Origin of the sequence: Candidatus Tisiphia endosymbiont of Ditula angustiorana, from assembly GCF_964026425.1 — a bacterium.
Taxonomy (GTDB): domain Bacteria; phylum Pseudomonadota; class Alphaproteobacteria; order Rickettsiales; family Rickettsiaceae; genus Tisiphia.
On record NZ_OZ032143.1, the window covers coordinates 1814392 to 1838859 of the forward strand.

The following is a 24468-nucleotide window of genomic DNA, read 5'->3' on the forward strand; positions in this document are numbered from 1 at the left end:
ATTTTACTCTACAAATTTTTGCTGTAATTCTTCTGAATAAAAGAAATTAATAAAGAAATCTAGATTGCCTATTATTCTCAACTTTAGCTTTTCTTTATCTTTGGTAAAACTAGATTTTCTTTCAATCTTAATAAATTTCTCGATCCAACAATTTGCTTTTGGAAAGATCTTGACTAAACCTAAACTATTATTAAGTAAATAATTTTCATTATAATTGTGTAGGTCTAGCAAAATATTTTTTATTTTTGTAGGTAACTCTACAGTTTCAATTTGACGAATTTGCTGTGTATAATCTTTATCTTGTAAAAAATTCATCACTAAAAGATTAACGCTAAGTAAATAAATGGTATAATTAGGGGGGGTCTTAGATGGTTCGGGTTGGTGGTTTAATAAGACCTTTTCTTGTTTTGGACTATTATCTTCTTGAATTACATCATGTTCTGACATAGAGTCTGTTTTAGAAATAGTTGTATTATTGGGTAATTCAGAATCGACCTTTTTATTATTTAAAAAAGTCATATAAGTTACCGATATTGCAAATAACACAATTAGAATAATTGTGAGAATAATAGGATTATTACTACGAACTTTTATTATATTAGTTTCTGATTCTTGCATTATAAATTAATAACTCTAACATTTGTTGTGGCTGTCCATTATCACAATAAACCACATTTTTGGCAAAATATCTAATAATATTTGCCACTTTTTCACTTATAGTAATCACTAAACTATTATCTAGTAGTTTTAGCAAATTATTTTTTATTAATAATTCAATGAAGGTCTTAGTGCTGTTCTGTGAATATAGTAAAATAAAATTGATGCCCTTTTCAATCTCTGCTATTTGGTATAGCTGGGTCGCGTATTTTACCTGATAAATAATGTGTCTTTTTATTTTTTGGGGCAAATCTTGAGTAATTTCATTTGACGATAAATATATGGTTTGATCATATATTTCTTGAGGGATGTTTTCTAGTAGATCTTGAATATTTGTAGCAACATATCGTACTACAAAATTTTTTTGTTCTAGAATTAACTTTGATGAATTGCCGACTATCCATACGTTCTTTTGTTCTACCTCTTGATGTCCAGCAAGGATTCTAGCAGCAAATTTACTGGTGACAATTATATTAACATAATTATGCAAAATAGTGCTATTTAATGGCAAAGCTTGATATTCCACTAAAGGAGAACAGATATATTTAAAACTACAATTTTTCTCCAATTCTCTAATGATTTCATCATTATCCTCTAAACTTCTAGTTAATAGCACCGATTTCATAGAGCTAGCTTATGGCATAATTCTTGATAATCTATGGCAAGTGGTTTAGGACCAATAATAGATAAAGTAGGTTTTGTAACAAATATTTTGTTAGCAATATTTATTATATCTTGTTTTGTTATATTCATAATATGTTCAATAATTTGTTCAGTAGGTATATATTTGCCAAAAACAGCAAAATTCTTACCAATTTCTTCTGATTTATAAGAAGATTTTTCTTGAGCCATATAGATACTAGTTTTTAGTTGTATTTTAGCCCTATCAATTTCTGAGTCTTTGATGTCTGTAGAAATTTTTTTTATTTCATTAACTAATTGTTCTGCAAGGAATGGTAGTTTATCATGATTAGTGGAGGCATATATGCCAAAAATTCCACTATCATAGTAGGAGCTATTATAGCTACCAATTGAATAAACCAGTCCAAGTTTTTCCCTGATTTGTTGAAATAATCTCGATGACATACCATTGCCAAGTATTAGTGAAAGAACTTGCGTATGATATAATTGTTGTATGTTAAAATACGGTACACTCTCGAAACCTAGAACTATGGTAGTTTGCTCAAGATCTTTGGTGATAAAGCTATGTCCCCCAGTATATCTAACTTTCTCAAAATGACTATTTTGTTTATTTTTTAATGAACAAAATAATTTTTTGGCAAATTCTACAACTTGCTCATGGGAAATATTTCCTGCTACTGATAAGTAAATATTTTCGGCATTATAATGTTTGTCAACATAATTACTAAAATGTTCTCTATCAAATTTAGCCAAACTATCGTGAGTTCCTAGAATTGACCTGCCAAGTGCTTGATTCTCATAAGCACTACTGTAAAATTTTTCGTGGATAAGTTCATCAGGGTTATCTTGAACATGAGCAATTTCTTGTAGAATCACCTGATATTCTTTGGCTATTTCTTCCTTTGAAAAAACTGAATTTTGTATGATATCCGCCAGTATTTCTAAAGCTTTATAGCAGTTTTCATTCAATATTTTTGAATAATAAACAGTTTGTTCATGCGAGGTATATGCATTAAAATGTCCTCCTATAGAGTCAAATTCTTCAGCAATTTGTTTAGCAGACCTAGTTGTTGTGCCTTTAAATGCCATATGTTCAAGAAAATGGGATATGCCTATTTCTGAAGATTGTTCATAGCGGCTACCTACATTGACAATGACATTAATAGCTACAGAATTTATATTAGGCATATGGTAAGTAACAACGGTTAGTCCATTGTTAAGTTTGCTTGAGTTGAAAGTCATTTTATCACTTATTAGATTCCAATGACCTTAAAATAACTCTTTACAACTAGTTATGCAAGGAGTCTATTATTTTCTACATAAATTTCATATATTTGGTATAATAACCTCAAATATCGATGTAAGACATAGGTTTAATCGCCTAGATGTCATCCCTGCGAAAGCAGGGATCTTAAAAAATAACCAAGAATACTATTAGATATTTTAGACCCCTGCCTACGCAGGGGTGACATCAAGCCTGTTACATCGATACTTGAGGTTATAATGGCTAAACTCAAACAACTAAAGATATTTTCGTGTCCCAAAAAATCAATTTCGCTAAAATGCATGGATTAGGTAACGATTTTGTGATTATCAACCAGCGTGATTTACCTAAAAATTGTGATTTGCAACAATTATCTCTAAAGATTGCCAATCGCCATACTGGTATTGGTTGTGATCAGTTTATTATTTATGATAAAAAACCAAATTACTATGAGATGATTATATATAACCAAGATGGATCAAGTGCCAAATTATGTGGTAATGCTTCAAGATGTCTTACCAAGCTGATATATCTTGATTTAGGTATAAAGGAAATCACTTTGAGGGTAGACCCCTTACATAATTCTACTTCTGCTGGTAATTTGTGTGTCGATCCGGTACTCGAATCCTCACGTACACTAGAGTACGCTCCGGTTCTCCGTTCCGTGTCTCCTACAAATTCCTCAGCAGAAGCGAATTCTGCAAGAGATCTAATATACGGAAAACAATTATCTTGTAAGATACTGAATGAGAACGATATTGAAGTAGATAGCGGGATAGTTAGTTTCGAGGAAGATTGGATACCTTCATCCGAAAAAATTTGGCCGGTTGTAGAGCGTTATATGATCGACATCAAGGAAGTTATTTGTGCCGATATTGGTAATCCACATTTTGTTATTTTTAGCGATCTCACTATTGAAGATAAAGAAATAATAGGAGAAAAATTACAGGAAAAAGAATTGTTTGCTGATGGTGTTAACGTTAATTTTGCTTCAATCAAGGATAATAAAATTTATTTATCGGTTTGGGAAAGAGGTACAGGCTTAACTCTTGCTTGTGGTAGTGGAGCATGTGCTAGTTTTGCTTCTGCGGTAAAGCTTGGATTTATTAGCTCTCCTTGTCAAGTGGTGTTTCAATTAGGTAGTCTACAAATGTCAAAACAAGGCGAGAATATAATTATGACCGGTCCTGCCGCTTTAGTTTCACGAGGGGAGTTTTTTTATGGCTAAATTACAAGCAGTTGTAACCCAAGAAGTTATAACTTTTGGCTGCAGATTAAATATTTATGAAAGTGAAGTGATCAAAAATAACTTAGCTATTTCTGGTCTCGAGAATGTCATAGTATTTAATACTTGTGCGGTTACTAAGGAAGCTGAAAAACAGTCGTGTCAAGCAATTCGTAAGGCTAAAAGAAATAATCCTGATGTAAGAATTATTGTTACTGGTTGTGCTGCTCAGAATAACCCAGCTATTTTTGCTAATATGGTTGAGGTTGATAAAGTAATTGGTAATGAAGAAAAATTGATTGCTAGCAATTATCAATTTACCGAAGAAAAAGTGGTGGTAAATGATATAATGTCGGTTACTGCAACTGCTAATCATATGGTGAGTAGTTTTGACGGTAGGTCTCGTGCCTTCATTCAGGTGCAAAATGGTTGTAATCATCGTTGTACGTTCTGTATGATACCTTATGGTAGAGGTAATAGTAGGTCAGTACCGATGGGCGTTATAGTACGGCAGTTAAGGGCATTAGTAGAAAATGGTTACAATGAAGTAGTATTTACAGGAGTTGATGTGACAGCTTATGGACCAGATTTGCCAGGAAATCCAACTTTTGCCCAGATGATTAGACGAATTATTGGCTTGGTTCCAGAACTAAAGAGGCTTAGATTATCTTCAATTGATGTAGCTGAGATCGATGATGATTTGTTCGATCTTATGGCTTATGTACCAAAGATTATGCCGCATTTTCATATTAGTTTACAAGCTGGTGATGATATGATACTTAAGCGTATGAAACGTCGCCATAATCGTCAAAATATTATTGATTTTTGTCATAAATTGCGTAATTTAAGGTCAAATGTATCATTCGGTGCAGACATTATAGCTGGTTTTCCGACGGAAACTGATGCAATGTTTGAGAATACAAAAAGACTGATCTCTGAGGCAGATTTACAATATTTACACGTTTTTCCATATTCTGAACGCGATGAAACTCCGGCTGCAAGAATGCCGCAAATAGCAAAATCGATTAGAAAAGCAAGAGCAGAAATTTTAAGAACTGCCGGAGAACAACAATTACAAAAATTTTTCCAAAGGAATATAGGGCAGGAAGTAGAGCTACTTGTAGAACAGAATAACATAGCTCATACAGAAAATTTTATTTCGGTAAAACTTGAAGGTAATTTTGACGTAGGACAAATTGTTAAGGCTCGGCTAGTTGCTATAGAAGATAATCATATGATTGCATCATTGGAAAATACAAGTGGTGTCATATATGGTAAAAACGATGTCATTCCCGCGTAGAGTGATATCGCCCCTGCACCTTCGGATGCCCCTGCGAAAGCAGGGGACATCATAAGGAAGGGATGACATACACTGCCATGAATTGTAGCCCTCAGAAAAAAACTTGATTATTGAGTTTAAGTTAACTCAAATAGGAATTAAATGAATGAATTACAACAACAAGCATCTGACCCAGAATATTCTGTTTGGGTTTCTGCCTCAGCTGGTACAGGCAAAACCAAAATTTTAACAGATAGGGTACTGCGATTACTAATTAAGGGAGTCCCATTTGAAAAGATCCTATGCTTAACTTTTACTAATGCAGCCACCCTTGAAATGCAGAGTAGGATTAAAAATAAGCTTGCTAAATTTGCTGCAAACGAAACCACTAAATTAACTGAAGAGTTAGGTTTATTACTTACTAGAGAGCCTTTAGAAAGTGAGGTACAATATACTAAAACTTTATATCACAGACTACTAAACTCTGAAGATGGTATTAATATTTACACTATCCATGCTTTCTGTCAGAAGATACTTAAAGTATTTCCTTTTGAAGTTGGCATTAATCCAAAATTTCAGATTCTTGACGAGATTACAGCACAAGGGGTTCTTAGCAAAATAAGAAACCAAATCTATTTAGATCCGACTTATAATGAGCTGATTAGTTTTTTTCTGACAAATTTCCATGAAACAACGATCAATGATATTTTCTCTGAAATAATCCAGCAAAAAATTAAGTTTAAGAAATTATTTGCCAAACACATGGATTCTGTAGAGTACGATGCTCAAACTATTTTTGCACAATTATCAAATATTTATGACCAAGCTAAGCAATTATTGGCAAAATACTCAATATCTATTGACCTAGATCAAGAAATTCAACAATTTTTCCTTACTAAAGAAAACCTGAAGCGTAAGAACATATTGCCTAAATCTGTGGCAATGAAGTACCCAAAGTTATTGAATGAACTTGAATATATTCAAGAGAAAATTTTTCAGCTAGATCAACAGGCTAAAATGCAAGATATGGAGAATTACTCAAATTCGTTACGTAACTTGGCAAAGATTTTTCTTGATAAATATGATTCCTACAAAACCCAGCATAGTTTGCTTGATTATGATGATTTAATTTATCTTACGCAGTTATTATTAACGGATAATGCTGCAAAAAATTGGGTAGCTTATAAACTTAATGGCGGGATTGACCATTTGCTTGTTGATGAAGCACAAGATACTAGCCCGGAACAATGGGACATTATCACTGCAATTATAGCAGACTTTACTTCTAGCACTAAGCAAAAAAGTACTATTTTTGTCGTAGGCGATGAGAAACAGTCGATTTTTAGCTTCCAAGGAGCAGATCTTAGCTCTTTTAGTTATGTTAATGAAAATTTGTATAAAAACCTATCTGATGCAAATAAGAATTTCAGAAATATTACCCTCCAGTGGTCTTATAGATCTACTAAAGAAATTATTGATATTGTCTATCTAATTTTTCAACAAATTAAACATACTACCCCACAATTATTTACATCTGATAATCCTAAAATTTTGCCATTTCGTCAAACTCATAAAGGTAGAGTTGAACTTTGGCCATTAGTTAAGGGTGAAAAAGATAGTAAGTTGTTTTGGCCTTTACTAGAAGAGCATAATAAATCCAAATCTGCTCAGCAATTACTTGCACAACAAATTGCTAGTTTTATAAAAAGCCAAATAGCAAGTCGAAGAATCCTGCCTGCTACTAATTCCGAAGTCAAAGAATCAGATTTTATGATTTTGGTACGCAAGAGAGATGAGTTGATTTTTGAGATTATTAACTGTCTTAAGCAACATGGTTTGCCAGTAGAAGATGTTGATCGGATCACTTTAAATAAAAGTTTGTCAGTATTAGACTTAATGAGCATAGCGAAATTTGTACTACTACCTCAAGATGATTTGAATTTGGCTAGTCTGTTAAAATCACCAATAATCGATATGAGTGAACAGGCACTACAAACTATTGCAATTTCTCGAGGCAAGAATTCTATTTGGGGTTACCTACAAACTATCCCAGACTATGCAAGTATATATAAGAAACTGTATCATTTCTTGCAACTATACAAGGTTGCCAATTGTGAGAATTTTTTTTCACTTATTGTCGATTGTTTGGATGTTAGAAAAGTTTTAGTTGAATCTAATGGATTTGATAGTAATGACGTAATAAATGAATTGATATATTTGAGTAGCAATTATGCTAATAATATAGATAGCTCATTGCAAAGCTTTGTTTATTGGTTTGAAAATAACAAAATTGAGATTAAAAGAAACTTAGAATTGTCAAGTAAGATAAAAATTATGACCGTGCATGCTTCTAAAGGTCTGCAAGCACCTATTGTTATTCTGTGCGATACTAGTTCAGTACCAACTAATAGTAATAAATTCATTTGGGACGAAAATGGTCAAGTGTTCTCTACCACTCAATCAGCCAATAGCCCGGAATTCTTTAAAGCTCTCAAAGAAAAGGAACAACAAAAAGACTTACAAGAATATATCAGACTACTTTATGTTGCAATGACTAGAGCCGAAGACCATTTAGTGATATGTGGTTATCAGTCAAGTAGTAAGCTGCCACAAAATTGTTGGTATGAGTTGATTGCTAGGACAATGAATATGCACGGGAAGGTACAGGAAAATGGTATTATAGTTTATGAATCAGTTATTGAAGGAAGTGGAAATGGGCTATGTCATCTTGCTTCGGTGCAGGATGTAAGTACCATAGAGTGTTACCCTTGCGAAAACAAGTATCTAGATTCCTGCTTTCGCAGGAATGACATCATTTCATCGCATATGTCATTCCTGCGAAAGCAGGAATCTAAAGAAATAGACCGGAAGGATGCTTTAGATATTCTAGATCCCTGTTTTCGCAGGGATGACATAAAGGGAAGTAGAGATGACATTGAAGATTGGATACCAAATCTTTTTTTAATTAATAAAATCACCAAAAATACAAAGCAAAATTATTCAGTCAATTCTCCTCTTATAGTTAATGATCATTTGGAATATGGTAAGATATTTCATAAAATTCTAGAAGATGCCACAAAGATCAATGATTTTTCTAGTATGAATAAACATCCGTTTATTTACAAGTTACCAACAACTCTGCAAGAAAAGATTCATAGCAATATTGATAAATTACTGAATAATATAGAATTTATGGCACTTATTTCTCAGGAATTAAAAACTGAGGTGACGATAGGAACAACTATAAATGATGAGGTTAAGATAGGACGAATTGATTTACTTGCTATTGATACGGGGAAAATAACCATTATTGATTACAAATCTGATGCTAGTCCACCTAAAACCTGTCAATTAGTTAAGGAATCTTATATTGATCAGTTGAATTTTTATCGACATATAGTAGCAAAACTGTATCCTAACAGTGAAATCATTTGCAAAATTCTATGGCTAGAAAATGCCAATTTTATGACTATTAGTTAACCTTCAACCTATAATACGTAGGTAATATGACAAAATTAGTGAGAGATTTAGTTCCACAAATTATCTTAAAATCTGGTCGAATACCAGTCTTTCGTATTGCAAAGCCAGCTGAGTATAAACAATTATTAAGACAGAAACTTTCTGAAGAGGTAGAAGAATTCTTAAAAAGTGAATCTATCGAAGAAATTGCTGATATCATAGAAGTACTTGAGGTAATATGTAATAGCAATTCTTATAAATTAAAGGATATACTAAACATTAAAAAGCACAAAAAAGATACCAATGGTGCTTTTGACAGTAAAATAGTTTTAGAAAAAATAATCATAAAAACCTGAGCTACTCAAAGAACAATTAAGTGAGTCAATTATTAAATGGCGGCGACTGATTTCAAAGATTGTAGCGATAAGCTAAAAGAGCCTGATTTCTCATCAATTTTTGAGAACATTCGCTGAACTGTGTCAGTATAGAATATCATACTTTAAAATTCAACCTATCAGGGAAGAAAATATCTAGCTGCGAAACGGTCACTGCCCAATTTGGTATTGGCATATTCCATTTAGCTGTAATCTGTTTTATAGCACAAAATACCAGTTTAAACAAAGCATTTTCACTAGTAAAAGCTCCTTTTGTTTTAGTATATTTTCTGACTTGACGGTGAAAACCCTCAATCGGATTGGTGGTATAAATCAGCTTTCTAACCTCGCCTGAATACTTAAAATAAGTTGCTAGATTATCCCAATTTTGTTGCCAAGATTTAATAACCATCGGATATTTTTTACCCCATTTTTCCTCAAGTCGTAGCAGGTTATATTCTGCCACATCTCTACTTTCTGCTTGGTAAATCATCTTTAAATCTACCATAAATGATTTCTGATCTTTGCTAGCTACATGCTTTAAAGAATTACGAATTTGATGTACTATACAAAGCTGTATTTCAGTTTTTGGAAATACTGTATTAATGGCTTCCGGAAAACCTTCTAGCCCGTCAATACAGGTTATTAATATATCTCTCATACCACGTGTTTTTAAATCGTTAAGAACACCTAACCAAAAATGTGATCCTTCTGATTCACAAGCATAAAATCCTAGAATATCCTTATGACCATTTTGGTCAATCCCCATAATATTATAAACAACTTTAGTTGTTACTTTGTTATCTTGTCTAACCTTAAAAAACATAGCATCAAGAAAAACTATCGCATACATCGCTTCAAGTGGTCTACTTCGCCATTCATTTAATTGCGGCATCAGCTTGTCGGTAACAGATGAAATTGTAGCAGCTGATACCTCTACACCATATTATCTCTTGTAGGTGTCCAGCAATCCCTTCGTAAGATGTCCCAAGAGCATAAAGAGCTAATATTTTATTATCCAGCTCCTCATTTAAAATAGTTTGTCTTTTTTTAATCAATTGTGGTTCAAAACTACCATTACGGTCTCTTGGTGTTTCAAGTTCGAAGGAACCTGTAGCCGTCTTCATAGTCTTAGTATTAATGCCGTTTCTACGGTTACTACCTTGTTCCAAACTATTTTCTAGTAAGTGAGAATCCATTTCACCTTCTAGGGCAAGCTCCGTAAAATCTTTCACTAAAGACGTTAGCAGTCCACTTGGACCAAGTAATGGCTTGCCTTGGTATAGTCCTTGTATGATCTCCATACATTTATCTTGATTAAGTATTTGTGATACTTTATCTAGTTGAATTGGTTTCATTGCTTTACTCATGTCAAATTTCCTATTATTTTACGCGAAGAACATGTGGATAAGTTGATAGTAACTTATCCACATTCTTCGCTATTTACAACATCAATAATCTTTATTTTATATATTTAAAAGATTATCTTTTTCTATTTGACACAGTTAGACGAACATTCCCATTTCACCTTAAACGTCAGGGGCAAAAAACTTGAGACCTCTCTACGTTTCCCGTTCGATATTTTTGAAAAAACAAACACTTGTACCAAAGTGGCGGAGAGGAGGGGATTTGAACCCCTGACACGTTACCGTGAACACGCTTTCCAGGCGAGCGCCTTAAACCACTCGGCCACCTCTCCATCTATGAGAATTCAGAATAACAAGTTACATCAGATTCGGTTAACTACGTAAGCAATAGGTTTGGTATACTCTTCGTCTTTCAAGTGTTGGCATTGTCTTATTATCGGGACTTTGCGTACTCACATATACTCGATGAAAATCAACAATTGCGTTGTCGTTGTCCAAGACCTGCGGTACTCACGTACTAATGTACGCTGCGCTCCTCGGCTTAGACACTCCTAGCACTTGTTGATTTTGATTCTATCGTCTACCAACTCTTCATTTACGAGCAGTATACTAAATGTATGACTAGTTAACTTGCCACTTGTACTCCTAGCCAATTCTTCAAATCATTTGAGTATATTTACACTTTGCTACTTCAGAAAATTATTAGCATAATATTCACAATATTCTTTAACTGGGCAAGCAGGGCAATTTGGTACTCGTGCTTTGCAAATATACCTACCAAGCAATATCAACCAGTGATGAGCATGTTGTAACCATTTTATATCGATAACTTTAACTAATTCAAGTTCTACTTTTTTGGGAGTATTACTATTTGCTAGCCCTAATCTTTTGGAAACTCTAAATACATGCGTATCAACTGCGATAGTTGACTTACCAAAGAGGCAATTCAATACTACATTAGCAGTTTTTCTTCCGACACCTGGCAATTTAATTAAGTCATCAAAATTGTTAGGTACTTTGTTGTCATACTTATCTATCAAAATTCGACAAAGTGCAACAATATTTTTTGCTTTGGTTATAAATAAACCTATTGATCTTATATAAGTTCTTAACCCTTCTTCCCCAAGCTCTAATATTTTTTCCGGTGTATTATACTCCACAAACAATAATCTAGTTGCTTTATTAACTGAAACATCAGTTGCTTGTGCGGATAATATCACCGCTACTAATAGAGTAAAATTATTAACATATTCTAGTTCTGTTCGGGGAGTAGGATTATTTTGGCTTAAAATTTCAAAAATTTTATCAACTATTTGAGCTTGCATAATATAACATTTAAGAGTAAAAGAAGTTATAATTTTTATCAGGTTTAGGAATGTTAGAGAATAAAAACTTTGATTTTATAAAAAATGAAATTGCTAATAATGATATTGTATTATTTATGAAAGGCACTGCCAATTTTCCTCAATGTGGTTTTTCTGCTACCGTTGTTGCTATCTTAAAAAAACTTGGCATAGAATTTCGTGATATTAATGTCTTAACCAATCCTAGCTTACGTGAAGATATCAAATCTTTCAGTGATTGGCCTACCATACCACAGCTTTATATAAAAGGGGAATTGATAGGTGGTTGCGATATAGTACGTGAGATGTATGAAAATGGTGACCTTGTTTCATTATTAAAAGATAAACATATAATAACCTGAATTCGATGTAACAAGTTACATCGAACTTTCGTGTTATATATAGAAACAATCAGGTTTGAAGCGGCTGCCCACCTGATTGTTAAAATATAACACTCCATTCAATATGTGATTTTAATAATTAAAATCACATATTGAATGATGAAAAAAGTTAAAATGCACTCACAGAACCGCTTCAAGAGTGCATTTTTCCTTATAACAAAGCCAGTTCGATATAAGAATTAATAATTCTTATATCGAACTGAGGTTATTCTTATATTGGCTTATAAATGAGTATATCTAGAAAGTTTTATGGAACTGCCTTATAGTTTCAAGCAGTTCTTCGTTTTTATAAGGTTTATGGATTAGGTATGTTGCTTGTTTTTGTAAGAGTTTTTGTATTTCCTGATGATTGCTAGACAAACCAGTTTGAAAAATTATAGGAATATGTGCAAGGTTCTCATCACTTCTTATTTGTTTATGTACTTCACAACCTGTCATATCAGGAAGAGAAATATCAAGAAATATTAACTCTATTGTATTAGCATATATTTTAGATAAATTAACTGCTGCTTGTCCGGAATAAGCACTGATAATTTTGTATTTTTGTTCATAATGTAGCACTAAATTTATTGCGTCATGGCAAATTGGCTCGTCATCAACAAAAAGTATCGTAAATACTTTTGCAATATTATCCTTTGTAAGCATTTTATGTCTCTTTTTTATCGTATACAGGAATCATAAATTCCAATTTTGTTCCTCTTTTATGGTTATTCTCGGCATAAATATAACCATTATGAGCCAGTACAATTTCTCGGCAAATAGATAAACCAACACCTGTACCAAGAAAATTATTATTAGTTCGTGAACTACGAGTAAATACTTCAAAAATAGTCTCAAGTTCTGAGTCTGGAATTCCTATACCTGTATCGATTAGGCTAAAGCACCAATAAGGAATATTTTCATGATTTTTTAAATCAATTATCGCTATAATTAATCCTTCCTTAGTATATTTAAGTGCATTATTAAATAAATTATTCAATAATTGGTTAATCCTAACTTTATCTCCATTAATCATTGCTTTTGTAATACTATGATCAATAAGAATAATATTAACTCGATCGTTAATTATGTTTAATTCTGTAAGTTGCTGCACGGTCTCTTTTATAGAAGATAATAGATCCATAGCAACAAAATTAAACTGCATTTTTCCGGTACTAAACTTAGATAGGTCTAGTAGGTCATTAATTAATTTTATAAGACGCTGATTATTTTTAGCTATTATACTGACATACTTTACGTGTTCTTGCTCATCCATTTTATCCCAATTTTCATATAAAAACTGGGCAATACTACTTCCCCCATGTATCGAAGTCCTAATTTCATGAGTAACGTGATTCAAAATATTATCTTGCTCTGATATCTTTTGTTCTAATTCTAATATTTTAGTTTTTGAATTATTTCTTAAATTAAACCACGAAAACATCTTGTACCTGCAAATATAAAGAACTACAGGAATCAAAAATATGACTAAAATAGTCCAAAAAAGTTGGTACATATGCTTACTTTACTTAAAATAATTATATGCAAGGTGAAATATAAAATAACTAATGAAAATATCTAAAAATTTCAAATTAACATTTAGTGGTATGTTAATACCTATAATGTATAAATATTTAACATTTCATGTAAATAATTCTAGTTTAGTAACTTTTGATAATTTATTAACAAAATTTAATATATAACCAACGGCTTATATATTATATTAGATTTTTCAATACAATAAATAATTTTTAATAAATTTAGTCAAAAGGCTGTCTTAAGGCTATTGCAGCTGATAAAGTTCCTTCATCTAAATAGTCTAGTTCTCCACCTATTGGAATGCCGCTAGCTAATCTTGATATTTTGATAGTATAATCTTTGAAATATTCAGTAATGAAATAAGCTGTAGTTTGACCTTCTAAGGTGGAATTAGTTGCAATAATTACTTCATTAATGTTATTCTCTTGGCATCTAGCTAATAATTCTGGTAGTCTTAGTGTTTTAGAATTATGGCTATTTGCAGTTGATAAATTATGTCCTAGTACATGATAATATCCATTAAAAATGCCACTACGCTCTATTGCCCACAATTCTGTCACTGTTTCAACAATTGCTATAATAGATTCGTTGCGATCATCAGATGAACATACTCTACAAATATGATGAGAATCTATGTTGCCACAAATATCGCACTTGACAACATTATTATCTACGTAAGAAAGAGCTGAAATTAAACCTTTTAACCTAACGTCTTTTTCTTGTAAAAGATGCAGGACTATACGCCTTGCTGATCTTTGACCAAGACTAGGTAGTTTGGAGAAAAGATATATCAATTGATCTATTTCATTTGGTTTATTCATTTTAGCATACCTTTACTACTAATAATCTAGTGATACTACAACTTTTAAAATTAATACTAGTGTGTTTTAACTCTTAATAACCGCTGTTCCAGCAATTTTATCATGCAAAGCTTGGCGTTGTTTAGAAAAGAGTATAAACCAAATACCAACTAGCACTAATACATATCCACAAAATCTTTTAATTAATTGCCATTTACTAGGTTTTTCAAGAGTTACTGCGTCTACTATTTTCATATGCATAACCATTTTTCCTGGAGTAGCACCCAAATAAATCCAAAAACCAATAAAATATGTTGCAGCTAGGGCAAAATTAATTATAAACATTAAAATAAATAATGTAAAAACACTACTAGCAGTTACATTTTGAACTAACTCCGGTTTCTTGCTACCCATTATTAGTATGTCCGCTATACTAGCTTTAAAAAAAAATAAAGACAGTCTAGATAATATAAAGTGGGTGATCGGAGTTGTAAAAATTGACAACAAAAACGAATCTAGGCAAGAAGCGAAGAGCCTAGGAATTAGTTTAGGGTATATAATTTGTTTATTCATTTTTTTCTATATATATCACGGAAGTTCGATGTAACAAGTTACATCGAATTCAGGTTATGTTATACCCCAAATTCGCGTGTTATGGGAGTATTTGAACTGATTATAAATCTCTTTCAGAAGAAGTCTAATGTAATATGAAATCCAAACTATTACCAAGCATAATATTTAACAACTCACTTGAACGAGGAACTACATCAAGATACGTAGCAATGTCGATATGTTGCTTAGGGGACAGTTTAATATTTTTTTGATTCATTATATAGGATTTTACTGTTACATATTTTTTATTGAGCAATCTAACCCTAATAAGTGGTATTATCACATCATGGTCGGAAATATTACTTATCCTATAGGAAACTTTAATTTGTCCCATTTCTTTATTTTGTTCAACATGTATATTTCTTATAGTTAATATATTATTATTCTCTTTATACAGAGCTGGTATATTAAACTTCTCGTGAAATAACATTAATAATAAGAAGACAATTAAACTAAGCCACAATAATATAGATAAAATATGCGATTGCTCAGGAATTTTAGTTGGTAATAAAGCCGGTAAGTTAGTACCTTTAGTTAAATATATTTTATTATTTTCATTAGTGCTAGCGTTTTTTGTGGTATTATCTGATATAATAGGAGGTTCTTGCTGATCAAACTCTGCCTTTTGATACCATATATGGTGGCATTTTGAACATTTGACCTTCCTACCAGTCATACCTATTTGTTCTTTTGAAACTATAAAGGTAGTGTTACAATTTGGGCAAGCAATACTCATTTACGTGATCTAATTTGTATACTCAAATTTGAGTATATAGGTTGACTTAAAAATAAAGTAAATTATGATTTTTTTAATAGTTTAGCAAGGACGTTATGCAAAAACATATCAATACTATAGAAGAATTGTGGCAAATACGCGATAAATTAACCAAGGATTCAGAAAAAACTAACTACGCCAAACAAATATTGAATAATATTATTGATGGTTTAAATCAAGGATTAATTAGAGTTTGTGCAAAAGAAGGGGCTGATTGGCGAGTTAATCTTTGGGTAAAAAAAGCAATTTTATTATATTTTATTGTAACTGATTCGCAAATCCATTCTGGTGATTGTATGAAATGGTATGATAAAATTGCTCCCAAATTTTCTACAAATCATAATGAAGAATTATTTAGAACCCATGGCTGTCGTATCGTTCCCGGAGCATTTATAAGAACGGGGACATATTTAGCTAAAAACATTATTGTTATGCCTTCTTTTATTAATATAGGTGCATATATAGGAGAAGGAACAATGATTGATACTTGGGCTACCATAGGATCATGTGCACAAATAGGGAGGAATTGTCATATTTCCGGCGGGACAGGTATTGGTGGGGTACTAGAGCCAATACAAAATACCCCGGTAATAATTGAAGATAATTGTTTTATAGGTGCAAGATCAGAAATAGCAGAAGGGGTTTTAGTAGAAGAAGGAAGTGTAATTAGTATGGGAGTATTTATTGGTGCCTCTACCAAGATAGTAGATAGGGAAAGTGGAAAGATAATTTATGGTAGAGTTCCGGCCTACTCAGTTGTAGTACCCGGCAGCTTACCTGCTGATTCAGGAAAACCAAGTTTATATTGTGCAGTAATCGTTAAACAGGTGGATAAAGGAACTAGAAGTAAAGTATCTATAAATGATCTATTACGATCTTGAAAAAATTATCAATTTAAACCAAGTGTGCAAGTTTTGTCAACTTAAGCAGCCTCGGCGTCCGAGTTACGGTGGGGATTCAAAAAATAGCCTGCAAAAGCTATTAGATAATATAGATCCCGCTACCTTCGCAGGGATGACATAAAGGGAAGTAGGGACATATACGATGGAACGCTGTCATTCCTAGCTAAAAGCGGAAATCCAAAAAATAACCTGCAAAGGCTATTAGATATTATGGATTCCCGCCTACGCGGGAATGACATACTAGTGATCTACGCGGACAAAGCCTACGCGGAATGACATACTAGTGATCTACGCAGGCAAAGCCTACGCGGGAATGACATTATAGGACTATTATACCTACTTAGACTTGTACACTTGGTAATTTAAGTAATTTCTAGTAGGTCATTATTTAAATTGACCTTATATCGAATTAAGGTAAGAGTATATACAAACAATAAATATGAGTATAATCAACAAAGTAAATCATTTAGCCATCATCATGGACGGTAATGCAAGGTGGGCTTTAGAAAAAGGCTTACCAAAATCTGAGGGACATAGAGCAGGTGCTGATAGAGTAAAAAAATTATTACCAAATTTTATAGAACTTAATATACCTTACGTTACACTTTATACTTTTTCATCAGAGAATTGGCGTAGATCAAAGACTGAGGTTACATTCTTACTAAAATTACTACGTTACTACCTAAAAAATGAGACTGCGTCACTACACAAGAACGGAGTTAAAATAAAAATTATTGGTAGATTGGATCTGTTAGATACTACGTTACAAAAACAAATTCATGATGCTATAGAATTGACAAAACATAATAATAACAAAATAACTCTTTGTTTTGCTTTTAGCTATGGCGGGAGAGCAGAAATTGTTGATGCATGTCAGAAAATCATTAATTCTGGTAAAACAGAAATTAGCGAGAATGAATTTGCTAATTATTTGTATGATCCAGAAATGCCTGATGTAGATTTGTTAATTCGTACTAGTGGTGTATGTAGAATCAGTAATTTTTTACTATGGCAAGCCGCCTATGCTGAACTATATTTTTTACCTAAATATTGGCCTGACTTTGACAAACAAGATATATTAGAAGCGTTAAACGATTATTCAAGAAGAAAAAGGAATTTTGGTGCTAGATAAGAGGCCTAATATAGTAGTAAGAATATTATCAGCCCTAGTAATAGGACCAGTATTTATTATAGCGATAATGTTCATTAAGTCATTATTTTATATAGTTATGTTATTAATTGCCATAATTATGTTATATGAATGGTATCAAATGACAAAATCGTCCTTTTTGCATATATTACTGGGCTTTGTTATCATTCCCATTCCTACTATATCTTTAATAATAATTGCTACTGAAGATAAAAATCGATGGCTATTATTACTATATTTCATTATAATATGGTCAGTTGATATATTTGCTATGATTGGTGGGAAGAATATAGGCGGACCTAAGCTGACCATCAAGATTAGTCCTAACAAAACTTGGAGTGGACTAATCATAGGGGGATTAGCTAGTGGGCTTACAGCGTTTTTATTAAGTTTAGTACCTAGCTTTGACTTACCAACTGACTATTTATTAAACAAACGGCACTTAATTATAGCAGCTATTTGTTTAGCACTAATAGCACAAATGAGCGATTTATTTATTTCATATTTTAAGCGTAAATTTGCTATAAAAGATACTGGTGCTATAATACCAGGTCATGGCGGTGTTCTAGACCGATTTGATAGCATAATTCTTACCGCCCCAATATTATTTTTTATTATTAAAATATTATGAATTATCAATATTTTATTGATTCAGTTAAAAATTCCAAAAAGATAATATTTAATGTTTTGCTATCTTTATTATTAGTTTATTTTATCTTCCATTCTATTTGTGGTAATAGAGGGATTATTGCTTATTTTACATTAAATCAACGACTCGAAAAAACCTATAGTGAACTAGAAACTTTAAGGGCAGAACGCGTTGAACTTGAACATAAAGTAAAACTACTTAGACCAGAATCTCTAGATAGAGATATGCTTGACCAAGAAGCAAGAAGAGTTTTAGGAGTAGCGTCGTCAAAAGAACAGGTTTTTACCATAAAATAACCTGAGTTCGATGAAACAGGTTTGATGTCACCTAGGCGATTAAACCGATGCCTTACATCGAACTTAAGTTAAAATAACTTAGGAGGTTAGTATTAGTATTATAGTTTTTCAGAATGATCTCCCGGAAGATTTTAATATTGCCGGAGACCTAGCAATCGATACAGAAACGATGGGATTAAACTTACATAGGGATAGGCTATGCCTTTTGCAACTGAGTAATGGAGATGGTAAGGCTTACTTAGTAAACTTTATTGACAAGAATTACGCTGCACCTAATTTAAAAAAACTATTACTTGATAATAATCGATGCAAAATATTTCACTATGCTAGATTTGATTTAGCAGCAATAAGAAAATATCTTGGAATAGATTTGGAGAACATATTTTGTACAAAGATATCTTCTAAACTGGTTAGAACCTATACTGATACTCATGGTTTAAAAGACTTATGCCGTGAATTACTTTCAGTCCAAATTTCTAAACAACAACAATCTTCCTATTGGGGTAGGTTGGATCTTACCTCTGAGCAAAAAGAATATGCTGCCAAAGACGTCCTTTACCTACATCAACTTCGTGCTATCTTGCAAGATATGTTACTGGCCGAAAATAGGTTAGATATTGCAAAACAGATTTTTAAGTTTCTACCTATTAGAGCCAACTTAGACCTAGTAGGATGGAACAATATTGATATTTTTATGCACTAAGCTCTAAATGCTGTGAACAAAATATAGTTACTATTATGAGTGAAGAATTACTGCAACGAGATTTAATAAAAAATCCCCCAAAAATAGGAACTTGGAATTTTTATAATATTGGTGCAACAACTATTAGTGCTTTGAAACAATATGATATAATAAGAAGTATAGATTATGGAAGTGTTGAATATAGAAAAATTGATGCAATTATTGTAAAGCAGAAGGAAATTATAGCAATAATTGAATATAAACATCCTAAGCAATTCAATACAGTTGACAAGAAAAATCAGGCTATTTTACAAGGAATCGAGGTTGCAGAAAAGTTAAAAACCAAACTAATAATTGCAACGGATACACAAGAAACGCTTTGGATTAATGTTGCAACTGGAAATAGTATTGAAGATGCGAATGGTAATGCTTTTAAATATAAATTTAATCCAACAGATGAAAATTTACAAAAAATTATTACAGAAATAATACAATCGATAAATGAGAAAAATGATAGGATTTTACCTAAAAAACTAGTCAATCCAACAGATCTTTCTAAACAAATTTGGCAAGATGTTTGGAGCGTAAGCGGTGCAACTCCTGAAAATTGCTTATATAGTTTTGTTGAGTTGTTTATATTCAAATATTTGAGCGATTTGAATATATTAACTGGTACTTATTCGTTTGATAAATTAATAGATATGTACAAATATGATGAATATAATGATGTACTACAACATTATGCAAATATTATAAGACCCAAAATAAAAGAGTTATTTCCAGAAAATCCTATAGATAAAACAACGATTATAAATTGCACTATATTTGTAAGTGAAGATCAAAAAGCCGTTACTGGATACGGAACTGTCTTTAAAAAAGTTTTAGAAAAGTTTAGAGACTATGGTAAACTTGAACATATTGATCATGATTTTAAAAGCAAATTATTTGAAAGTTTTTTAAAGGAAAGTACCAGTAAAAAGAACTGGGGACAGTTTTTTACACCGATTAAAGTGGTGCGTGCAGTGAATGAAATGGCAGAAGGTACATTAAAAGAAGGCATGACAATTTGTGACCCTGCTTGTGGTGTCGGAAAATTTCCTTTGGAATTTATAAAAGATAAACTTGATAAATTATTCACTATTGAAAATGGTAAAATAAAACAAAAGGTAAAAATAGTTGGTTTTGATAAAGGTTTTGATAAAGATGCACAAAGAATAATTATCTTAGCAAAGGCAAATATGCTGATTTATTTTTGTGACCTTATAAAAGATAATGCAGGGCTTACAAAAGGATTTGCTAATATATTCAATGAAAGCTTTATTTTAAAGAGGGAATCAATACTAGGTACATTATCAGAAATTGTTGAAAACCAGTATGATCTAATTCTGACAAATCCTCCTTATTTTAGTAGTGGAAGTAGTAATTTTAAGGAAGAAATTGCCAAAACGAACCTAAAAAACCATTACAAAATCAATGCAATGGGTGTTGAAGGTTTGTTTGTGGAATGGATTATAAAAGCTTTAAAACCAGATGGCAAGGCTTTTATAATTGTACCTGAAGGAATGTTTAACAGGCAAAATGATAAAAATTTAAGACAATATATTTTAGATATTTGCTATATTGATGCAATAATTTCATTGCCTGTTAAAACATTTTTTACAATTAGTAAAAAAACATACATTTTAGCATTAACAAAGAAGAATAATACTACTGAAGTGCAAACTGACCCAGTATTTACTTATTTAGTAAGTGAGATTGGAGAAAGTAGAGATATTTATAGATTTGATATTGAACAAGATGATCTAAAAGAAGCAGTCAATTTATACAATGCTTTTAAAGGAAGTAAAAAATATTTTGCTAGTATCAATCATGATAAGAGATGCAAAATACTGAAAGTTGAATGGTTTAAAAATAATTTAAGAGATTGGAATATTGATTGCAATTGGAGTGAAGAGGAAAGGATAGAACTTGGAGCAATAGATAAGTGTAATCTAATTTCTCCAATAGAGTTTAGCTCTATACTTGAAGACATATCCCAATCATTAAATAATGCATCTATAGAAATAAAGGATGAATTTCATATAGAGACCTCTCCTCTTTATAAAGAACTGTCAATAGCTGATATTTTTGATGTTAAAAAAGGGTTAGCAAAATATACAAATATTTTTGTCAAAAATCATAAAGGTGATTATCCCCTATATTCAGCACAAACAATTGATCGAGGTATTATTGGTTACATTGATAGCTATGACTATGATTGCGAATGCTTAACGTGGACAACAGACGGAATTTATGCCGGCACAGTATTTGTGCGTAACGGTAAATTTTCCATGACAACACATTGCGGAGCATTAATAACCAAAATAGCAAATATCTCTTTAGAATATGTATATTCCTATTTGACTGAAAACCTAAAAACTTATGCAAAAGGTACTCAAAATAAAAGAGTTACTGTTGAAATTATCAAAAATGTTAAAGTCAAAATCCCAATAACCCAGGCAGGAGAATTTGATCTACAAACACAAAAAGAAATAGCAGAAAAATATCGTAAAATTGAAGAAATAAAAAGAAATCTGAAAGCAGAGCTAGAAAAAATTGAGAATATTAAGGTTGATATAGGATTATACTAATTAAAAAAATATATGTTAGCAATTAACAAGTTTTTTTTCTCACCGATTAAATCACGTATTAGCGTTAGTGATAATATAATTATTGGACTCAAAAGATTGGGAATAATCAATTTAAGAGATTTGTTATTTTATTGTCCTACTTCTTATCAAGTTAAAATAATTTCACCAAATTTATCTTCACTAAAAAATGGTCAGTTAATTCAAACTGAAATAACAATTGAAGAAGTTCTTGTGCCTAAGAACAAAAAACAGCCTTTGAAAATTTTAGGATCTAATGAGACTGGCTCAATTCTGCTGATATTTTTTAATAGACCCTCTTATTTTATCCTAAGTAAACTTACAATAGGCAGTAAACATACAATTAATGGTAAGGTACAAGTTTTCTCTAGCTTACCTCAAATAACCCACCCAATACTTATTTTTGACCAAAAACTTACCAGCCCCCTAGAACCAATCTATCCTTTAACCTATGGGATAATTAATAAGCAACTTTATTCCTATATAATAAAGGGGCTTGATTTGTTTGAGAAAGAGTGGAGCTGTATTCCTGAGAGTTTTCAAGAAGTAAAGGACTATACTAAATCATTATTAGAAGATTTAAAAACTTTGCATTTATATCAAGTTAAAACTAAGAAATTAGAAGAATTACATGCTCAAACCTTAAGACGATTAGCAGAAAAAGAACTTTTTGCTAATCAAATTTCATTACAATATCTCCGCCAGCAAACAAAATTAAAACAAGGTAATTCATTTACAGGGTCTAGTCAGCTACAACAAGCAATACTTAAGACATTAGGCTTTGAACTCACACTAGACCAAAAAAAAGTAATCGAAGCAATTGAGAAACATCAATTATCTTCTACAGAAATGATGTGCTTACTCCAAGGCGATGTTGGCTCTGGTAAAACCTTAGTAGCTTTATTGACAATGGTCACTGTAGCATACCATAAATTTCAAGCTGCACTAATGGCCCCTACCGATTTATTAGCAAACCAGCATTACCAATTCTTCGTTAAAGCCTTAAGTGAAACCGGAATAAGGCTTGGTTTACTTACTGGAAAAATATCTACCAAAGAACGAAACAAAGTTCTATCAAGCCTAGAAAACGGAGATATTGATATATTAATTGGCACTCATGCATTATTTCAAGAAAAAGTAAACTTTAAAAATTTAGGTTATATCGTCATTGATGAACAGCATAAATTTGGTGTACAACAACGGTTAGATTTAATTAACAAAGCCTCGCATCCCGATGTTTTAGTGATGACCGCAACCCCTATTCCTAGAAGTCTTACTTTGACCATGTTTGGAGATATGGATATTGCTAAATTAACAAGCAAACCAAAAAATCGACTACCAATTATTACTAGCATATTGCCAAAGACCAAGCTAAATAATGTAATTTCAGTTTTGGATAAAAAGCTAAAATTTGGAGAGAAAATTTACTGGATATGTCCCCTTATCGATCAAAATGATGAAGAGTTAACAACGCAGGCAAAAAATACAGGATTAACCGACATCAATACTAGACTAGTTACCATTGAGAATGCCTACCCTAACATTACAGCTACTATACATGGTAAAATGAAAAATGAGCAAAAAGATATGATTATGCACCAATTTAAGAATGGTAATATTAAAATCTTGGTTGCTACAACTGTAATTGAAGTGGGTATCGATGTACCAGAAGCAACCTTAATAGTCATAGAAAATGCTGAACAGTTTGGTTTAGCTCAGTTACACCAGATAAGAGGTAGAGTTGGACGTGGAACTTTACAATCTCATTGTATTCTTCTATATGATCCTCAAAAATTAAGTATGGTTGCAAAATCTAGATTTGAAGTGATGAGAAACAGCAATGATGGTTTTTATATAGCAGAGCAAGATCTACTCTTAAGAGGTAGCGGAGAAATATTAGGAACAAAGCAAAGTGGTGAAATAAGATTCTTTTTTGCTGATCTAGCTAGAGATTTAGACCTTTTAACTAAAGCCAATAAATTAGCAGAAGAAGGTTCAAAAGATCATTCAGAACTCTCCCTACTCCAAACAAAATTATTTGCTCGAGTAGAGTTTAATGAATTGAACTAACAGTTTAACCGTTATTCATTCTGATTGTATATATATAGTGAAACCTATTGAATTAGGTGATACAAATTTTGTGTCATACCTGCGAAAGCAGGTATCTAGATTCCTGCCTACGCGGGAATGACAATTTACAATTGTTATGTTCTTTGTCACCTAATCCTATGGGCTTAACTATATCACGCGAATTTTGGATAAGAATTTATCAATTCTTATCCAAAATTCGGTGGAATTATACCATTTCCCATTATTAACTATGCTATTTAGTGCTACAGTTGTAGTACTAATGTCAAAACGATGTCATCCCAGCGAAAGCTGGGATCTAATAATGTTTAATAGTCTTTTAGGCTATTTTTTTAGA

21 protein-coding genes, 1 tRNA gene and 2 pseudogenes are annotated in these 24468 nt (G+C 31.9%); 13 read left to right on the forward strand and 11 right to left on the reverse strand.

The features are described 5' to 3' along the window. Window positions 1-3: 3 nt before the first annotated feature. The 3 genes from AAGD29_RS08730 to AAGD29_RS08740 are packed head-to-tail and all read right to left on the reverse strand — an operon-like array spanning window position 4 to window position 2541. Complete coding sequence (locus AAGD29_RS08730; RefSeq protein WP_341757839.1) at window positions 4-618, reverse strand: hypothetical protein; 615 nt, start codon at window positions 616-618, stop codon at window positions 4-6. Beyond that, complete coding sequence (locus AAGD29_RS08735) at window positions 599-1282, reverse strand: uroporphyrinogen-III synthase (protein ID WP_341757840.1); 684 nt, start codon at window positions 1280-1282, stop codon at window positions 599-601. Before AAGD29_RS08735 ends, AAGD29_RS08730 begins: the two co-directional genes overlap by 20 nt. Next, window positions 1279-2541, reverse strand: a complete 1263-nt coding sequence (locus AAGD29_RS08740; protein WP_341757841.1) for a pitrilysin family protein — start codon at window positions 2539-2541, stop codon at window positions 1279-1281. Before AAGD29_RS08740 ends, AAGD29_RS08735 begins: the two co-directional genes overlap by 4 nt. 293 nt (window positions 2542-2834) lie before the next feature. Between AAGD29_RS08740 and dapF the strand changes: the two genes are divergently transcribed. From dapF to AAGD29_RS08775, 5 genes and pseudogenes are all read left to right on the forward strand, one after another. Beyond that, on the forward strand, window positions 2835-3791 hold the full coding sequence (gene dapF, locus AAGD29_RS08755; protein WP_410521151.1) for a diaminopimelate epimerase: 957 nt from the start codon (window positions 2835-2837) through the stop codon (window positions 3789-3791). Then, a complete protein-coding gene (gene mtaB, locus AAGD29_RS08760) occupies window positions 3784-5088 on the forward strand; it encodes a tRNA (N(6)-L-threonylcarbamoyladenosine(37)-C(2))-methylthiotransferase MtaB (protein ID WP_341757842.1) in 1305 nt (434 codons plus the stop codon). Before dapF ends, mtaB begins: the two co-directional genes overlap by 8 nt. 141 nt (window positions 5089-5229) lie before the next feature. Beyond that, window positions 5230-7710 (forward strand): annotated as a pseudogene (locus AAGD29_RS08765) (UvrD-helicase domain-containing protein); the annotation flags it as partial. Window positions 7711-7893: 183 nt separating this feature from the next. Continuing rightward, window positions 7894-8547 carry a PD-(D/E)XK nuclease family protein gene (locus tag AAGD29_RS10365; RefSeq protein ID WP_410521204.1) on the forward strand — a complete coding sequence of 218 codons (654 nt, stop codon included), beginning with the start codon at window positions 7894-7896 and terminating at the stop codon, window positions 8545-8547. Window positions 8548-8573: 26 nt separating this feature from the next. Beyond that, the gene (locus AAGD29_RS08775) at window positions 8574-8882 is read left to right on the forward strand and encodes a nucleoside triphosphate pyrophosphohydrolase (protein ID WP_341753919.1); all 309 of its coding nucleotides are present in this window, start codon (window positions 8574-8576) and stop codon (window positions 8880-8882) included. Between the two features lie 136 nt (window positions 8883-9018). On the opposite strand, the pseudogene AAGD29_RS08780 reads toward AAGD29_RS08775, so the two are convergent. From AAGD29_RS08780 to nth, 3 genes and pseudogenes are all read right to left on the reverse strand, one after another. After that, window positions 9019-10204, reverse strand: a pseudogene (locus AAGD29_RS08780) (IS256 family transposase). Between the two features lie 307 nt (window positions 10205-10511). Further along, a tRNA-Ser gene (locus AAGD29_RS08785) sits at window positions 10512-10599 on the reverse strand. A gap of 354 nt (window positions 10600-10953) precedes the next feature. Continuing rightward, the gene (gene nth / locus AAGD29_RS08790) at window positions 10954-11592 is read right to left on the reverse strand and encodes an endonuclease III (RefSeq protein WP_341754065.1); all 639 of its coding nucleotides are present in this window, start codon (window positions 11590-11592) and stop codon (window positions 10954-10956) included. 50 nt (window positions 11593-11642) lie between these two features. Between nth and grxD the strand changes: the two genes are divergently transcribed. After that, on the forward strand, window positions 11643-11972 hold the full coding sequence (grxD, locus tag AAGD29_RS08795) for a Grx4 family monothiol glutaredoxin (protein ID WP_341757843.1): 330 nt from the start codon (window positions 11643-11645) through the stop codon (window positions 11970-11972). A 276-nt stretch (window positions 11973-12248) separates the two neighbouring features. On the opposite strand, the gene AAGD29_RS08800 is transcribed toward grxD, so the two are convergent. The 5 genes from AAGD29_RS08800 to AAGD29_RS08820 form a co-directional block, all read right to left on the reverse strand. After that, window positions 12249-12656 (reverse strand): response regulator, encoded by a 408-nt coding sequence (locus tag AAGD29_RS08800; protein WP_341757844.1) that lies wholly within the window; start codon window positions 12654-12656, stop codon window positions 12249-12251. Window position 12657: 1 nt separating this feature from the next. Then, a complete protein-coding gene (locus AAGD29_RS08805) occupies window positions 12658-13434 on the reverse strand; it encodes a HAMP domain-containing sensor histidine kinase (RefSeq protein WP_341757845.1) in 777 nt (258 codons plus the stop codon). Window positions 13435-13750: 316 nt separating this feature from the next. Next, complete coding sequence (gene recR, locus AAGD29_RS08810; RefSeq protein ID WP_341757846.1) at window positions 13751-14350, reverse strand: recombination mediator RecR; 600 nt, start codon at window positions 14348-14350, stop codon at window positions 13751-13753. A 66-nt stretch (window positions 14351-14416) separates the two neighbouring features. After that, a complete protein-coding gene (locus tag AAGD29_RS08815) occupies window positions 14417-14902 on the reverse strand; it encodes an RDD family protein (RefSeq protein WP_341754072.1) in 486 nt (161 codons plus the stop codon). Between the two features lie 124 nt (window positions 14903-15026). Beyond that, window positions 15027-15677, reverse strand: a complete 651-nt coding sequence (locus tag AAGD29_RS08820) for an MJ0042-type zinc finger domain-containing protein (protein WP_341757847.1) — start codon at window positions 15675-15677, stop codon at window positions 15027-15029. A 95-nt stretch (window positions 15678-15772) separates the two neighbouring features. Here AAGD29_RS08820 and dapD point away from each other — a divergent pair, with 95 nt between their 5' ends. From dapD to AAGD29_RS08855, 7 genes are all read left to right on the forward strand, one after another. Continuing rightward, entirely contained in the window at window positions 15773-16597 is an 825-nt protein-coding gene (dapD, locus tag AAGD29_RS08825) for a 2,3,4,5-tetrahydropyridine-2,6-dicarboxylate N-succinyltransferase (RefSeq protein ID WP_341757848.1), read from the forward strand. 460 nt (window positions 16598-17057) lie between these two features. After that, complete coding sequence (gene uppS / locus AAGD29_RS08830) at window positions 17058-17750, forward strand: polyprenyl diphosphate synthase (RefSeq protein ID WP_341757849.1); 693 nt, start codon at window positions 17058-17060, stop codon at window positions 17748-17750. Continuing rightward, complete coding sequence (locus AAGD29_RS08835; RefSeq protein WP_341757850.1) at window positions 17737-18399, forward strand: phosphatidate cytidylyltransferase; 663 nt, start codon at window positions 17737-17739, stop codon at window positions 18397-18399. The genes uppS and AAGD29_RS08835 overlap by 14 nt, the downstream gene beginning before the upstream one ends. Beyond that, window positions 18396-18713, forward strand: coding sequence for a septum formation initiator family protein (locus AAGD29_RS08840; RefSeq protein WP_341754077.1), 318 nt, complete (start codon window positions 18396-18398; stop codon window positions 18711-18713). The genes AAGD29_RS08835 and AAGD29_RS08840 overlap by 4 nt, the downstream gene beginning before the upstream one ends. 91 nt (window positions 18714-18804) lie before the next feature. Continuing rightward, the gene (locus AAGD29_RS08845) at window positions 18805-19416 is read left to right on the forward strand and encodes a ribonuclease H-like domain-containing protein (protein ID WP_341758790.1); all 612 of its coding nucleotides are present in this window, start codon (window positions 18805-18807) and stop codon (window positions 19414-19416) included. Window positions 19417-19451: 35 nt separating this feature from the next. Further along, entirely contained in the window at window positions 19452-22025 is a 2574-nt protein-coding gene (locus AAGD29_RS08850) for an N-6 DNA methylase (RefSeq protein WP_341757851.1), read from the forward strand. A gap of 12 nt (window positions 22026-22037) precedes the next feature. Beyond that, on the forward strand, window positions 22038-24113 hold the full coding sequence (locus AAGD29_RS08855; protein WP_341757852.1) for an ATP-dependent DNA helicase RecG: 2076 nt from the start codon (window positions 22038-22040) through the stop codon (window positions 24111-24113). Window positions 24114-24468: the final 355 nt, after the last annotated feature.

Coding starts and splice junctions, on each gene's coding strand:
- AAGD29_RS08855 (WP_341757852.1), top strand. CDS start 22,038: ATGTTAGCAATTAACAAGTTTTTTTTCTCACCGATTAAATCACGTATT.
- AAGD29_RS08850 (WP_341757851.1), top strand. CDS start 19,452: ATGAGTGAAGAATTACTGCAACGAGATTTAATAAAAAATCCCCCAAAA.
- AAGD29_RS08775 (WP_341753919.1), top strand. CDS start 8,574: ATGACAAAATTAGTGAGAGATTTAGTTCCACAAATTATCTTAAAATCT.
- AAGD29_RS08730 (WP_341757839.1), bottom strand. CDS start 618: ATGCAAGAATCAGAAACTAATATAATAAAAGTTCGTAGTAATAATCCT.
- nth (WP_341754065.1), bottom strand. CDS start 11,592: ATGCAAGCTCAAATAGTTGATAAAATTTTTGAAATTTTAAGCCAAAAT.
- AAGD29_RS10365 (WP_410521204.1), top strand. CDS start 7,894: ATGTCATTCCTGCGAAAGCAGGAATCTAAAGAAATAGACCGGAAGGAT.
- AAGD29_RS08820 (WP_341757847.1), bottom strand. CDS start 15,677: ATGAGTATTGCTTGCCCAAATTGTAACACTACCTTTATAGTTTCAAAA.
- grxD (WP_341757843.1), top strand. CDS start 11,643: ATGTTAGAGAATAAAAACTTTGATTTTATAAAAAATGAAATTGCTAAT.
- AAGD29_RS08840 (WP_341754077.1), top strand. CDS start 18,396: ATGAATTATCAATATTTTATTGATTCAGTTAAAAATTCCAAAAAGATA.
- recR (WP_341757846.1), bottom strand. CDS start 14,350: ATGAATAAACCAAATGAAATAGATCAATTGATATATCTTTTCTCCAAA.
- dapD (WP_341757848.1), top strand. CDS start 15,773: ATGCAAAAACATATCAATACTATAGAAGAATTGTGGCAAATACGCGAT.
- uppS (WP_341757849.1), top strand. CDS start 17,058: ATGAGTATAATCAACAAAGTAAATCATTTAGCCATCATCATGGACGGT.
- AAGD29_RS08740 (WP_341757841.1), bottom strand. CDS start 2,541: ATGACTTTCAACTCAAGCAAACTTAACAATGGACTAACCGTTGTTACT.
- mtaB (WP_341757842.1), top strand. CDS start 3,784: ATGGCTAAATTACAAGCAGTTGTAACCCAAGAAGTTATAACTTTTGGC.
- AAGD29_RS08735 (WP_341757840.1), bottom strand. CDS start 1,282: ATGAAATCGGTGCTATTAACTAGAAGTTTAGAGGATAATGATGAAATC.
- AAGD29_RS08815 (WP_341754072.1), bottom strand. CDS start 14,902: ATGAATAAACAAATTATATACCCTAAACTAATTCCTAGGCTCTTCGCT.
- AAGD29_RS08800 (WP_341757844.1), bottom strand. CDS start 12,656: ATGCTTACAAAGGATAATATTGCAAAAGTATTTACGATACTTTTTGTT.
- AAGD29_RS08805 (WP_341757845.1), bottom strand. CDS start 13,434: ATGTTTTCGTGGTTTAATTTAAGAAATAATTCAAAAACTAAAATATTA.